Raw genomic sequence first — 13,958 nt, 5'->3', positions numbered from 1 at the left:
TCTCGGTCAGGTACCCAGGAGGATCAGTCCAAAATCCGGTAGAGATGCCAACTGTGCACCCAGCCTTGCGGGTTGGAAGAATAAAATCCACCAATGTCAGGGTTGACGAGGGTCATCATGGATGGGTGGATGACAGGAATGAGGGGGAGATCCCTCGCCAGAATGGTTTCAGCAATCTGATAGTTAGGTAAACGCTCTACGGCCGTTTTCTTTTTAGCTGCGAGGGACAGTTCTCGGAGGTAGGATGGTGCTGTGAAGGGACCAAAGAATTTACTCTCAGTCAGCGGTGTCAGGAATGCAGTTGCATCATTGTAGCCGGCTAACCAGGCAAACCAGACCAGGTCGTAGTCTCCATTTGATATCCGTTCCAGATAGCTGCCCCAATCATCACTGGTGCTCTCAAGAGCGGTTCCCAGAGTACTGTTAATCTGGTGGCAGATCTCAGGCAGAATATCCATTGCGTCGTACTTGGGGGTGGACAGTATGGTCATCTTGATGTCGCTGCCTTTCACGCCGCTTTCTGCCAGTAACTTAATGGCCTGCATTTTACGATCAGGGTTGTTCAATAATTTTTTGCAATTTTCGGGGTCCGGATTAAATCCACGGGTATGGGGCGCAATAAAGCTGCAGGCGGGTTGAGTGTGGCTGTGGGGGTAGATTTTCCTGACCAGTGCCTCTCGGTCAATAGCCATAGACAAAGCCTGTCGTACTTTTACATTCTGAAGGGCTGTTGCTTTGGGGCTGACAATCAGGCTGGCAGTGGCCAGAATCTGATCCTCAAACACAGACACCGGATGTTTTTTCTTCAGCTCCCTGATATTCAGTGCAGGTAATGGTGCGGTCACATCCAGTGTGTGATTCTCAAAGTCTTCAATCTGACGATGGATCGAGGGGATTATCTGATAATTGATCTGTTGGAGATCAGTATTCAGATGTCGAAAATAATGGGGGTTGCTGCCCAGTTCAATGCGGGTTTGAGGAATGACACGTTGAATCAAGTAGGGGCCATTGGTGATCGGGATACTTGAGGCATCTTCAGTCAGGTTAGTTTGATGGACCGGCAGAAAGCTGGGGAATGTCATCAGATCCAGGAAATAAGGGGCAGGTTGATCCAGTTCAATGATCAGTTTATTGCCCCGAGCCGTTACAGCCAGTGCGTCGGGTTTGCCATTCAGAGCCTGTTCAGCGCCACTGATTTTGGCAACCTTTAAATACCAGCGGTAAGTGGCTCGACGATCAGGGTCGGCAAGGGCTTTGAAACTGCGGACAAAGTCATCGGCAGTGAGTGCGCTACCGTCTGACCATTTCAGATTATCCCGGATGGTGAAGGTATATCGGATACCGTCAGGATGACGCTCAACATCACTGGCTACACCAGGCACAGGTTCACCGTTTTTGTTTTGCACCATCAACCCTTCAAACACATCCTTGAGCACTTGAGCATCAGGAGAGCCCCCAAAATAGTGGGGGTGTAAAGATTTAGGGGTTGCCAGAAGACCTCTTTCCAAAGATGAAGATAACGCTGGCAGTGCAGCGGTACAGGCCAGCAGAACCCAGGAGAGGGTCAGCAGGGTCTTGCGTAGCCAAAAGCAGGGCTTGATTTTAATGAAGGGCATTGAGGTTATCGAATCATAAACTACAGGAGTTTTGTGTATAGCTTATTCATGGGTGTTTTGCATAGAAATGCATTGAAAGGGTGTTAGAGAATAAACTATGCGAAAAATACGATTCGAGCTTGAAGCCATGACTAGGAGGCTGACTGAGAATAGCGTCCGAGCATAAAATTCAGTAGAACGAGTCAGCTTTTTCACTGAATTTGTGCGAATAGTTGACCTATTTAAGCAAATTCAGTGGAAAAGATAGCCGTTCTTTCTGGATTTTAGGCCGGGCTGTCTATTCTCGGTCAGCCTCCTGGTGAGTTGACTTCTTTCATGCACGACAACAGTAAACTGTACGGAGGTTAGAGAGCATACAAGTTAACCTATATGGGGAGTCAACTCATACTCTTCAGTCCTTATCATTCTATATCCACAGAAGTTTTGTCCCGCACTTAGACTGAAGGCCTCATAAAAATAAAATAATTAAGAACTTACTCGCTTTATCTCCTATCAATATACCCACTCCTCTCCAAACAGCTATGTTTCTCTGTGTGATTCACTCTCATATTAAGGCATTTTTATGGAAGTTAAGCGTCGTATCTTAATAACGATAGCAACAGCTACCCTCTTTAACGGCGTAGCTCAAGCAAACGCACCCTCTTATAGAGAGCTGACCATACCCGACGGCTACTCGGTACCCTATTTTGGATGTGAAATTCCCTTCACCGGCAACGCCAGAGCTATTGTTCGTACATCAGGAGAGCCCGGTCAAGAGCATATTCTTTATAATGTTGATCTTGGCAGTCCTGGCTACGATTGCAATCCCATTACATCACCGGAAGAGAAAAACTGGGCTGGCTTGATTATGGATCAAAACTCGGGAAGAATTATCGCACAACTTCAGGACAGTGGTGATCACCGATTTAAAACAACGACTATATATGCGGCAGATGTCGCCCTGAATTTTCCTGTCGGGTATGCCTATAACGAGAATACGGGGTCAAACCTTTACACTGAGGGAGCCCCTATCATATGGCAGGTGAACTCTTACGGCAACTACATCTCATCGTACCTGCCTTTACCTAAAGACATTGACCCTAAATACGCCCTGATCCCAAGCATTGTGGCGGATGACGGCCTTACAGTTACAGGAACTACCTATCAGGTAAATTATGGCGATGAAGATCTTCTTGAAGCAGGGTTTGAACACTCTCCTGAACACAGTTATAAATCACGCGCCTACAACCCTCATCGGGAACTGGCAAACCGGCTAACTCACACTCAAAAACACTTAGGGCTCTATCTTAAAGAAAAAACACAAGACCCAGCAAAATACAGTGAAGTCACATGGTACCGTTCAAGTACCGACGAGCCATTTAAAGTCGCCTGGGTAACACACCCAACCTTGGTAGAAGGCTCAGCACACTCTATAGATGCTTCAGCTAATGCTTCTCACATTCTGTTTAATGGTAAAAATTCTCAAGGCTCGATTGCTTCCTTTTTAGCCTTGTTTAACGTAACGAGCGGGAACTTTTCATCCGTTGCCAAATACGGTAAAGCGACTGAAAGCCTTCGAATTGATCGTAGTGGTTCCAATATTATTTTGAAAACCCCCCTAAAAGATGAGTCGTACCTAGTAGAGTCATCGGCTCGTAATTTCTCTTCCGCCCTGGCCACCCGATTCACCAATAACGGCTTACCAGAAACACGAGTTGGAGAAAACGCTTCACCCTATTCAGATTTTGAGGCTTTCGTCAGCTATTCATCCTACCCGTTTGATGGGTTTATGGTATCGCCTGGAAACAGCGGTATCAGAGTGGAGAGCACATCAGAGATCAAAAGTGCGTTTGATTATTTAATTAATTATTGCAACGTAAAAGAGATGAATGAGTGGAACATTGATAACTGGCATTTCCTCTACCACGGTATTAAATCGAACGGACATCACACCTACTATGGGTATTATAACGATTCCCATAATCATAAAGACCTATTATTCACCGTTACTGTTGACCAATCGGCCTGCAAAGCTCCTGCTCGCTCATACCTGAATCAGTGACTTCTTGACTCCAGAGGTATCTGAGGTACTCAATAAAAAAAAACAGGCTCTTCAGGGATATCTGGAGGTAAAAACGGTAGATTTTGAAGGTAGAAGCACCAGCGGCTGACTTCTGGTAGATTTTTGTTTGATGACAAAAAAAACAGAGGCTTTCGCAGGTTAGCTGATGAAAAGAGAGGGGTTGCAACAGAAGCAGCCTTCAGAGAATGATTGATTTGAACGGATCAACATTTCTGAAGGATCAGCCATGTCTGCAACCCCTCACTTCGTCCTATGTTTGCATTTTCTGGTTGGGTAATCGACCGTATTGATATTGATTGGGGCGCCTCTGAAGCATTCGTGTACCTGCACAGAGGTGGTCGTATACAGCAGTTCAAATGCAGCCAGTGTGATTGACCTATGGTCAAGATGCGCGAGAATGACAGAAACGTTCAACCTGAATTCATCATTTAAGAATTCGGACTAAACTTTAATCCCTTTTGCAAAGAGGGAGTAACTGATCAAAATTCGTAGGCAGGACCGCCCAGAAGCTGAACAGATTTTTCCCGCACCAGGTCAGATAGCCGAGGAATAACTCCGATCCCGGAGATTCGATCTTTCAGATATCGGGAACATGATATGCCATGTAGCTTGCACGTCTTTTTCAGACTTGCAAATGTGTCCCGGCATTTTCGACCGAGAGTACTCCGAGTTCCACCACTGATCTTTCGCCGTTTTACATACTCCCTGGTCTATCGCTCTCTCAGGTTGTTATGAAGAGGCAGCCATGGATGTTCCAATATCAGCAATAATTCCTCACGTACCCTGTGAAGCTTACCCAGCACAAACCGGAGATCGGGGTAGTCAACCTGCGTTACCCAGCGATTAAAGTCATGTTCTATCTGAGCCTGTCTCTCTGCCGTAGGAGCCTGGTAATAAGTCTCAACATCATCGTATAAATGCCAGAACTGCTCTTCCATCCAATCTCGGGCAGCTCGTTCCTGTTGATTGGCAGGAATCAGCTTTGCCAGAGGTCGGCTGGCATGGAACCGATGCTCAAAACTCTTACCGGTCAAATGATCCTCATCACGCAAGCAAGCCCTGCGAACGCACCGTGCCATGCAGTGATAATACGGCGATGATCCAGGATTAATCAGGCTACTTCAGGCACGGGTGATGGGACCTCCTGTTGGAAATTATTCCTTCCGAGGTGACTGGTTCTTAAAGTAGAGGTATCTCCATTGTACTGTTTTAGCTTCAGGATTAATGTCCGGATTATTCCATTGCTTACGGTCTATGACAATAGATTCTATTGGCTGCCCACAGTCCTTTACTTTACAGGCAGGCGGTTGTGAGTTCTTGAGGAAATAGTTGCCATATGTCGCTACATCTTCTATGCAGAAGAAATGATTGCAAGGGTAACTATGAAAAATGGGGAATGCTTTTTTTTGGCACTGATCGCACTGAGGAGCCTTTAGCCCTTCTATGGAACTCATGGTTGATGCTATCTCTTTGGATTTTTTCAAGAGTAATTTGGCTTGGCCTTTATCATGGTAGTAGATAATTGGTGATTTATTACAATCCCTGCACACATTAGAAGTCTTCATGCAACTTAAGCAGCGGAGCAAGCCGCAGCATTCAGCCTGCTCCAAATTGATTATTTTTTGCTTACATTGATCGCAGTCTGGCCAAACTGTAATAAGACTGTGCATTGCCTGTTTCAGAGGGTCAAGGTCTCTTTTTACCTCATTTTTCAGAACCTCTTTAGTGGCAAAGTCCTCATGACGATCATAAACAGCTTTCGGAACAGGTGGCCGGTGGAGGGAAGTGGGCGGCTGTGCCGCTGTTCTTTGAAATGTAGTAGCAGGTTTATCTTCAGGGAATTCCAAAGGTGCTGTTTTTGGTGGCTCTTCTCTGATGTTTCGTGTGGGGTCCGACAGATACTGCCGGGTAACAAATTCAAAAAACGTTATAAATTCTGATTCGGAAAAGGGGCTGTTCAAAATAAGAGGTTGCAACAGCTCTGTTATAGCGGGGTTTGCGTTTGTCTTTCTGCCTAATGCAGGCAGATGGGGGTAGAGAGGATATACTTTATCATATTCTTTTTGGCCTGCATTCGGCACGAGTACGAGCTCAAGGCCATATACTTTGAGGAGCGAACGAAGGCTTTCAATATTCGGCGGCTGTTGTTTCAATGCCTCACGCAATACCGGTAGCATAATCCGCAAACGAACATGTAGATCACCAAGCCAGTCTTTGTAGGATTGAATCAGCTTCGGGGATCTCCAGTTCTTGTCTTGGATACCCTGCCGTAACAGTGTAATAAACTGAGGATATTCACCTGTTATCTCATTGTGATTATGAGGTTCAGGTCTTACGTCAGGAGGCGGGTTGTGAATATTCAAACCATTTCCCGGGGCCGGAGCTTGAAATTGGGCCAGATTAAGCATCTGACCGGTTTGATGAGCTTTACCTATTGCTGTGTTGACTCCGATTTCGACTCTTCTCTTGTGCTCTAACAGGTAAAGCATAGAAAGCTGTCTGAAGCCTAATTCCAGTACGTAAGGAAGTGCTGCCCAGAAAATACGACCACCTATCAGTTTTAGCTGTCCCTGTAAATAATTATGCTGAGTGAATTTTTGCCAGTCTTTTAGTGCTGGAGAGCGAACTCTCATCACTAAACCGTAGTGTTCCATGGCTGTTGGAGTGTATTCAGAAGTAGAAGTGGAGTAATGCTCTATCTCCTCTGCCATAGTGCCAAATACATCCTGCCTGTTTGGTATCAGCCAGTTTGAATTCCCAAGATTCAGGTATGGACAGTGGGATTCATCATCATACTGAACCGTACGGTTTTTTGTCTGATCTGAAAAATCCGGAACCGGCATATAAGGCTGTTTAGATGAGTTGTCTGAGCCCGAAAGCAAGACATAAAACTGCTCAAGCATCTCATCTGTAAGGAAGGAAACATAACTCTGGGCATTGACCCAACGCTCTTTGCCAAACAGAATATTTTCTAGCCAGTGATGGCCGGATGTAGTCATCACATAATGTCTGTCAGGGACGCCCACAGCTTGGAAGTTTACATTAATGTCTACAACCGATAGCCCTTGAGACGCCGGATTTTCTTTTGAACTATCGTGAAAGATAATCTCTATATTCGCATCTTTTTCCGACAGATACTGAGCTAGTTTAAAGGCAGGGCTGGGTTTGCGGGAATTACGTTTTTTTTTGAAGCACTCTGTGTCGCAGTCTGTAAATATCCGAAGTTTTTTTATGGATTGGGAAGAGGCGCGGGAATAAGGCTCATCAACGCGAGTATAAGGCTCATCAATAAGGTAAGCCATGAGAGGTTCTGGCTCAAACATGACAGGATAAACCGATGCAGTTGCCTGAGCTAAAGACGCCTGATGCTGGGTAACTATGGAAAGAGTATATTTTCCCATCCCATAAGACAAAAACAACTCAAAAGGCCAGCCTATTTGATCTAAGGCATTATAGATTCCGTATACAGTAATCCCCAGCACTGAACCCATTTTCCTAAACAGATTACCAGCAGACTGATGTGTATTTGCTATGGATACCCCAAGCACTGCCAGTACATAGGGAGCCATACGTAAGATAGCCCACCCTGAGAAATAACTCTGTTCATAGCTTTCCTGATAGCTGGTGATCTGTTCTTTTACAGCTCCAGGCCAGAATATAATCTCATTTTCGTAATATTCGGTAGCGCCATAATAGGAGTCGACGACCTGATGCTCTGTCGCCTGACCACTGCCTGCAATCAAAAACAAAATGAAGGCAACAATTATTCTGGTAACAAACACACCGATAGATTGCATATTTGTACTGAGCGTGCGTCTAAAAAAACTGATAGTCATCAATAACGGCTTCAGTGCTGTTGATATGTTTTCTCTTGGCACCAAGGGCTGTGGCCAGAGGAGGTTGTTATCAATCGTAGACAGTATAGACAGGTTTGCACTGATTAAATCTCTTCCAAAATGACGTAACCCTAAAGGCAAAGCCTATTTCTATCATGAAGTGAACCCATTACTTAAGCACTGTCGTTCATGATGAGGAGATGAAAATAGTGACGCCTCAGAACCGTTGAGTTGATCTGACCTGCATTCCCTGGTACTGCTGTGATTGCAGACAGAAAGCAGTACTATGGCTATGATTCTCGTTAAATGCCCACACTGCCAGCAGCATCAAGGTGCCTCAAGAAATGGCAAGGCTCCTACAGGTATTCAGCGTTTTCTGTGCAATGGTTGCCATCATTCTTTCCAGCTTGAGTACATTTATAATGGCAACAAACCTGACACTTGAAAAAATTATTGAGATGGTGATTAATGGGTCGGGGGCTGGAAACAGGCTGTTTCCTGCCCTAAAGACCTGGGGCGGCACCCGCTATTATGACGTGGCCGAGCTGATGAGTTTCACCAACGAAGCGGCCTCAACACTGTGCTATTGTCGTGTTTCCAGCCACGACCAGAAAGACGATCTCCAGGTACGCTATGTACTGGGGCAGTGTTTCCAAAGCGGCGACGGCGTCCAAGAATTTGGGTCTTCCCCGTTCTAAGGATTTACCCCAAAATAACTTCCCGATTTTTCACCCGGATTCCGTTCGCCCTGAGCTTGTCGAAGGGTTATGGTATTGGGCTTCGACAAGCTTCAGCCCGAACGGATTTTGAGCAGATTTGAATTAGGAAGTTATTTTGGGACTATTCCTAAGTGGGTAGTTTTCAACGATGTAAGCCAGAGGGATACAAATCCAACCCTCCAAGATGAAAGTAGATCGCTGTCTTATATCGTTCACGGTTCCTGAAGCCACAAGCCCGATTCTTCAAACTCTGAATCTTGCTGTTAACTCCTTCTGCCCGTCCGTTATTGGCCTCAAGGACAATGGCATTGATGATACCTCATAAATGCTTTTTAACCGTTTTGGCAACTTCTTTGATCGGCTCAAGACGACATCTCTGCGTCCAGCATAACCACTTCTTCCAAGCCTTAATCGCCCAAACTCTGGACTTGTAATTCCACAAGCTCATGGCCATTTGCCGGATAGCCCAAGCGCGAGCGGTTTTAAGCGTTGAGTTTCTCAGTGGCTCAAAGTTATCCCACTGCTCTTCGGACATGTTTTCAGGGTTGGTCAACCACGAGTAGCGAGTTCCCTTAAGCAGCTCTACCCCTTGGTTTATCAGGGTTTTATTCTCTTCTATCCTGACCTTGTTGACCGCTCTTCCAAGAGATTGGGCAATATGAAGTTTATCAAGTGCGATCTTCTGATCTGCTTGTGGAGCATTCTCCATGACTGATTTTATATAGGCCTTGGACATGTCCATCGTTACGCACTTAATACCCTCTTTTTGGTCATCGGGAAGTGTGTCGAAATACTCGTTGAGACTGTCGCTTTTTTACCTGTGGCAACTAAATGGTCGATGTATTTTACCTGTGGCAACTAAATGGTCGATGTATTCAGCGGTATCTTTCCAGTTAGCCAACGTTGGAAAGGGGCAAAGCAGAAGAAGTGTTAAAGTGAATAAGGTCAGGGCTTTCATTGTAAGGTGGCAGGAGCAGTGGGAAACTGCTCCTGAGTAAATCATCAGATCAGTGCACTTTCCACTCGATCCAGAGCTTTTTCCAGGGCTTTGTCACTGGTAGCGTAGGAAAGACGCATGCAGCCTTCCATACCAAAGGCAGAACCCGGTACCAGAGCCACGCCTTTTTCCAGCAGCATTTCTGCCAGCTGTGTGTCTTTTTCAAAGCCCAGCTTCTTCATGGCTTCGCTGAAATCAGGGAAAGCGTAAAAGGTACCGTCACTTTCAATGGTAGAAACACCCGGCAGTTTGTTCAGACGACCGACGACATAGTCATGACGCTTCTTGAAGGCTACCAGCATTTCCTTCACACAATCCTGTGGGCCCGCCAGCGCTTCAGTCGCGGCTGCCTGGGCAATAGAGCAGGGGTTTGAAGTGCTCTGAGACTGGATCTTCTTCATGTTCTTGATCAGCCAGGCTGGACCACCGGCATAACCAATACGCCATCCGGTCATGGAGTAAGCCTTCGAAACACCGTTCAGAACAATAGTTCTGTCGTACAGTTCAGGGCAGGCCATCAAGATGTTGCAGAAAGGCTCGTCACTCCAGAGGATATGCTCGTACATATCATCCGTAGCGACCATGACATGAGGGTGCTTCAGCAGAACTGCAGCCAGACCTTCCAGCTCTTTGCGGGTGTACGCAGTACCGGATGGGTTGGATGGGCTGTTCAGAACAACCAGTTTGGTTTTGGGGGTGATGACTGCTTCCAGTTGATCCGGAGTCAGTTTAAAACGATTCTCCATAGTACCCTTGACGATGACAGGCACACCTTCGGCAATGGCCACCATATCCGGGTAGGACACCCAGTAAGGGGCGGGAATAACGACTTCATCACCCTTGTCGATCAGGGCCAGACAGAGGTTGAAGAAACTCTGCTTTCCACCAGAGGAAACCAGAATCTGGTCTGGAGCATATGAATGACCATTATCGCGGTTAAACTTGTCAATGATGGCCTGCTTCAGTTCTACCGTACCGTCAACGGCAGTGTACTTGGTTTTTCCTTCGTTGATGGCCTTGATTGCAGCTGCTTTGATGTGATCAGGGGTGTCGAAGTCGGGTTCACCGGCACCCAGGCCAATAATATCTTGTCCGGCAGCGCGAAGTTCAGCGGCTCGGGCAGTGACTGCCAGAGTGGGGGATGGCTTAACCATCTGAACGCGGTGGGAAGGTTGACCAGTCACGATGTTCCTCATTAATCGTTATTCAAACCCTATGAAATCAGGCTGATACGGATTCCTGTGCGAACTTCTCGAGGTTGACAAGCTGTCTTATCAGGGAATCATGCATCAGCACTGCGCATCATACACAACGCTTGTACACTGCGCCATCTGAAAACCGACACACAAGTTTCATATTTGTGTCATTTTCTATTCAGTTATGTTTTTGAATGTTAATCCGAACCGTGAGAGGTAATTTCTTAACCGGTGAGAGTCATTACTGCTGACTTTCTCTGATCGGCTGACATTAAATAACCTGCGGCCAGCTTCTGCCATGGAGCGGCATTGTCGGCATATATGTATGACATTAACCAGTTGCAACTGATCAAACTGATCAATTGAAGTCAGTTGCTCTTCGCTCAGATAATCGGACAATTCTACTGAGGAGTCATGCTGGTTTTTGGCCGGTTGCCAGCGTTGCTGTAAACGAGAGATTTCTCTGTTGACGTTCTCTTCATTGATTCGACCACCCTCGCTCAGCGTTACCATTCGATTCACACTGGCCGTCAGGTCTCGAAAGTTGGATGACCAGGAACTATCCGGTTGGGTGGCAAACCGCATATAAGCGGCGCGAGCCGTTTTATTGAAGCGCACCTGTTTGTTCTTTTGTCGCGCGTGTTGTTGCAGTTCAAAATCGAGGTTGGGTTCAAAGTCTTCCAGTCGTTCGGTCAGTCCTGGCAGTTTCCAGCTCCAGATGTTTATACGGGCCATTAGATCTTCCCGGAAAGTGCCTTTAATGACCGCCTGCTGAAGATCCTGGTGAGTCCCTGCCAGCAGTTGAAAATCACTGAACACGGTTTTATCACTGCCCACCGGGTAGAAGCGCTTTTCTTCAATGGCGTGCAGCAGCATGGCCTGCTCATCCAGACCGAGCTCGCCAATTTCATCCAGGAACAGAATCCCCTGGTGGGCATTTTTCAAATAACCTTCCCGACTTTGCTGGGCTCCGGTGTAGGCCCCTTTGCTGTGACCAAACAAGGCCGACATAGACCCATCACCCCTCAAGGTAGCGCAGTTGACGGATACAAATTTGCCCATCACATCATTTCGACTGGCTTTCAGTTCATAGATTCTTCGAGCTAACTGAGTTTTACCCGCACCTGTGGGGCCTTCCAGCAGAATCGGGTCTGAGGAAGCAATGGCTACCTGCTCAATTTCTGCGATCAGGGTATTAAATGCAGCGTTTCGGGTTTTAATGCCGGACTTCAGAAAGTCCTGGCCGGTTTGCGCCTGTTCTTGATAGCGGCTGGCCAGTGCATCGTATTTCGCCTGATCCAGGTCGATGATTCTCAGGGTGCCGACAGCCCGGTTTTCTGCGTCTAAGTCAGGAGAAACCTGTAGGAGGCTGGCAGGAATTAAACGGGCCTCACTGATCAGAAACATACAGATCTGATTAACGTGGGTTCCGGTGGTGATATTCAGGAAATAGTTTTCACTCTCGGTTTTAACCGGGTAGTGCCGGGTGTATTGATCGAACCAACCATAAATTTCAGCAAAATCCCAAGGGTCTGCCCAGGGGGCTTCAACCAGAACCACTTCGGTATGAGGCGATACCGACTGGATATCAGCCACCACCTTGCCGGCCATTCTGAAGTACTCCGGATCATAAAGCAGCTCCAGGCGATCAACCTTGAAATCATCCTGCATCACCAGACTGACATTGGGGCGCCAAGTCTGCCAGCGCTTTGATCCCCGGCCTTTATTGTCTTTAATAACACCCAGGATACTGATCACTACGTTCTTTTTAGTCATTGCGAATCAATTCATGAATATCTAAAAAGATATAAAAATATCACAAAAAATAGATTCTGTTTGCATGGGGCTTCATTGGTTGTTCAACAAAAAAGACGGTGATAAAAATAAATTCAATAAAAACAATTGGATATGATCTTTTTGTTGGGGTTTTTAAATTTTTGGCACGCACCTTGAAATACCTATGCCGTCAGCTTTGACGTGTTTCGAATAACACTCCGGTGCGTGTGGTCTGCCAAAACGTATTCCGCCGCTGACATGGGAAAGCCCAAGGGCTCAGGTTCGACTCCTGACTACTACGTATAGCTAAATGGTATAGCAGGGAATTATTTCTCGTGTTGCGGGTTCGAGTCCCGCTACGTAACCCATGATTCGCAGGCATGTCCTGCTCAAAAAACTAATGAATTAACAGCTGCACCGACCTCTGTGTGGTGTCTGCAGCTCCGGCATGATGCGTCGCAAACCGAAAGGTTCCCGATAGTTTACCCCGGAGCAGGCTGATGTCTGGCAAGTGGGTTGCCCCTGTTTATTCTCGATAAAAAACAAACTGCTGGAGGTAATGAAAATGGCAGTTATAGAAAACACCTGGCTCGGCAAACAGATTACCGTGGCCGAGAATGAAGTGGCCTTACTGTATCGCAATAAAAAATTTGAAAAGGTTCTGTCGGCTGGTCGTCATCATGTTCACGGCAGACTCTGCACATTGGAGATCAACAGCTTTGATAGCAATGATCTCTACTTTGATGATCCCAGTGCGCTGCAAATGGTGCGGGATCACCAGGAAATTGCCGAACTGCTCCATGAATGGAGAGTCGACAAAAATGAAGTAGGGCTGCTGTACCACAACGATGTTCTGCAGGGCATTGCCTTTCCCGGTGGCACGCTTCTGGTATGGAAAAAAGCCGGAAAACTGGAGTTAAAAAAGGTGTCGCTTTCAGAAGGTTTGGAAGTGGATCGCTCTTTACTGAATGAAATCAGGCTCAGAAACGTCAATCAATCTCAAAGGTTACTGGTGGAGCCCGGTAGTCGCTTGCAGGTACCTGTTCTGGAATCTGTGGTCCCCGCAGGCCACATAGGCATGCTGTATGTCGATGGTGTTCTGCAGCAGGAGTTGAAGGCAGGTCTTTATGGTTTCTGGCAGATCAATCATGAGATGGAAGTCAAACTGCTGGATCTGCGTCAGAAAACCCTGGAAGTGTCAGGGCAGGAAATTCTGACCAAAGATCGGGTATCTATCCGGGTCAACCTGACAGCGGGCTTGAGAATTGTTGATGCACGACAGGTGGCTGAAAGTCAGTCCGATCACGAAGCATTTGCTTACCGGGCTTTGCAATTAGCTCTGCGTGAAGCGGTAGGCACAAGAACACTTGATCAGCTTCTGGAAGACAAACTGCACATTAATACCACGGTCAAAGATCAGGTGGTCGCAGAGTTGGAGGCAGAAGGCATCCGGCTGGAGCGGGTGGGTGTGAAGGATATTGTCCTGCCCGGCGAGATCAGGACGATTCTCAACCGGGTGGTTGAAGCCCAGAAAGCGGCTGAAGCGAACGTGATTAAGAGAAGGGAAGAAACTGCAGCGACCCGGAGTCTGCACAATACCGCGAAAATGATGGAGAACAACGCCATTCTGCTCCGGTTAAAAGAGCTGGAAGCTTTGGAAAAGGTGTCTGAAAAAGTTCAGAACCTGAATGTTTACGGTGGCATCGACCAGTTGATGAAACAGACCGTCAGGCTGGGTTGAAAGGTTGGGTAGGAG

The 13,958-nt window shown here is 46.8% G+C and carries 9 protein-coding genes, 1 tRNA gene and 1 pseudogene; 5 read left to right on the top strand and 6 right to left on the bottom strand.

Annotated elements, in window-relative coordinates; genetic code table 11:
• Positions 1 to 23 precede the first annotated feature (23 nt).
• Positions 24 to 1,616, bottom strand: a complete 1,593-nt coding sequence (locus tag GZ78_RS21855) for a peptide ABC transporter substrate-binding protein (protein ID WP_034840941.1) — start codon at positions 1,614 to 1,616, stop codon at positions 24 to 26.
• Positions 1,617 to 2,178: 562 nt separating this feature from the next.
• Between GZ78_RS21855 and GZ78_RS21850 the strand changes: the two genes are divergently transcribed.
• Complete coding sequence (locus tag GZ78_RS21850; RefSeq protein ID WP_034840938.1) at positions 2,179 to 3,657, top strand: hypothetical protein; 1,479 nt, start codon at positions 2,179 to 2,181, stop codon at positions 3,655 to 3,657.
• 731 nt (positions 3,658 to 4,388) lie between these two features.
• Here GZ78_RS21850 and GZ78_RS30450 read toward each other — a convergent pair.
• Positions 4,389 to 4,730, bottom strand: coding sequence for a hypothetical protein (locus tag GZ78_RS30450; protein ID WP_051786436.1), 342 nt, complete (start codon positions 4,728 to 4,730; stop codon positions 4,389 to 4,391).
• A 102-nt stretch (positions 4,731 to 4,832) separates the two neighbouring features.
• Entirely contained in the window at positions 4,833 to 7,169 is a 2,337-nt protein-coding gene (locus GZ78_RS21840; RefSeq protein WP_236631648.1) for a hypothetical protein, read from the bottom strand.
• Positions 7,170 to 7,800: 631 nt separating this feature from the next.
• Between GZ78_RS21840 and GZ78_RS31075 the strand changes: the two genes are divergently transcribed.
• Both GZ78_RS31075 and GZ78_RS27795 read left to right on the top strand, forming a co-directional pair.
• Positions 7,801 to 7,959, top strand: a complete 159-nt coding sequence (locus tag GZ78_RS31075) for an IS1 family transposase (RefSeq protein WP_081869987.1) — start codon at positions 7,801 to 7,803, stop codon at positions 7,957 to 7,959.
• Positions 7,937 to 8,212, top strand: coding sequence for a hypothetical protein (locus GZ78_RS27795; RefSeq protein ID WP_081869986.1), 276 nt, complete (start codon positions 7,937 to 7,939; stop codon positions 8,210 to 8,212). The genes GZ78_RS31075 and GZ78_RS27795 overlap by 23 nt, the downstream gene beginning before the upstream one ends.
• A gap of 163 nt (positions 8,213 to 8,375) precedes the next feature.
• On the opposite strand, the pseudogene GZ78_RS30445 reads toward GZ78_RS27795, so the two are convergent.
• The 3 genes and pseudogenes from GZ78_RS30445 to rtcR all read right to left on the bottom strand — a co-directional run.
• Positions 8,376 to 9,032, bottom strand: a pseudogene (locus GZ78_RS30445) (transposase); the annotation flags it as partial.
• 203 nt (positions 9,033 to 9,235) lie between these two features.
• Positions 9,236 to 10,384: a pyridoxal phosphate-dependent aminotransferase gene (locus GZ78_RS21825; protein WP_236631655.1), complete on the bottom strand. Its 1,149-nt coding sequence runs from the start codon at positions 10,382 to 10,384 to the stop codon at positions 9,236 to 9,238.
• A 216-nt stretch (positions 10,385 to 10,600) separates the two neighbouring features.
• Positions 10,601 to 12,202 carry an RNA repair transcriptional activator RtcR gene (gene rtcR / locus GZ78_RS21820; RefSeq protein ID WP_034840929.1) on the bottom strand — a complete coding sequence of 534 codons (1,602 nt, stop codon included), beginning with the start codon at positions 12,200 to 12,202 and terminating at the stop codon, positions 10,601 to 10,603.
• Between the two features lie 296 nt (positions 12,203 to 12,498).
• Between rtcR and GZ78_RS21815 the strand changes: the two genes are divergently transcribed.
• A tRNA-OTHER gene (locus GZ78_RS21815) sits at positions 12,499 to 12,570 on the top strand.
• 197 nt (positions 12,571 to 12,767) lie between these two features.
• Complete coding sequence (locus GZ78_RS21810) at positions 12,768 to 13,943, top strand: slipin family protein (protein ID WP_034841132.1); 1,176 nt, start codon at positions 12,768 to 12,770, stop codon at positions 13,941 to 13,943.
• Positions 13,944 to 13,958: the final 15 nt, after the last annotated feature.

The organism is Endozoicomonas numazuensis (genome assembly GCF_000722635.1).
Taxonomy (GTDB): Bacteria; Pseudomonadota; Gammaproteobacteria; order Pseudomonadales; family Endozoicomonadaceae; genus Endozoicomonas_A; species Endozoicomonas_A numazuensis.
Note: the sequence above shows the minus strand (reverse complement) of the source record. Positions and strands in the feature narration are given on the sequence as shown.

Coding starts and splice junctions, on each gene's coding strand:
- rtcR (WP_034840929.1), bottom strand. CDS start 12,202: ATGACTAAAAAGAACGTAGTGATCAGTATCCTGGGTGTTATTAAAGAC.
- GZ78_RS21850 (WP_034840938.1), top strand. CDS start 2,179: ATGGAAGTTAAGCGTCGTATCTTAATAACGATAGCAACAGCTACCCTC.
- GZ78_RS21855 (WP_034840941.1), bottom strand. CDS start 1,616: ATGCCCTTCATTAAAATCAAGCCCTGCTTTTGGCTACGCAAGACCCTG.
- GZ78_RS27795 (WP_081869986.1), top strand. CDS start 7,937: ATGGCAACAAACCTGACACTTGAAAAAATTATTGAGATGGTGATTAAT.
- GZ78_RS21825 (WP_236631655.1), bottom strand. CDS start 10,384: ATGGTTAAGCCATCCCCCACTCTGGCAGTCACTGCCCGAGCCGCTGAA.
- GZ78_RS21810 (WP_034841132.1), top strand. CDS start 12,768: ATGGCAGTTATAGAAAACACCTGGCTCGGCAAACAGATTACCGTGGCC.
- GZ78_RS31075 (WP_081869987.1), top strand. CDS start 7,801: ATGGCTATGATTCTCGTTAAATGCCCACACTGCCAGCAGCATCAAGGT.
- GZ78_RS21840 (WP_236631648.1), bottom strand. CDS start 7,169: ATGGGTTCAGTGCTGGGGATTACTGTATACGGAATCTATAATGCCTTA.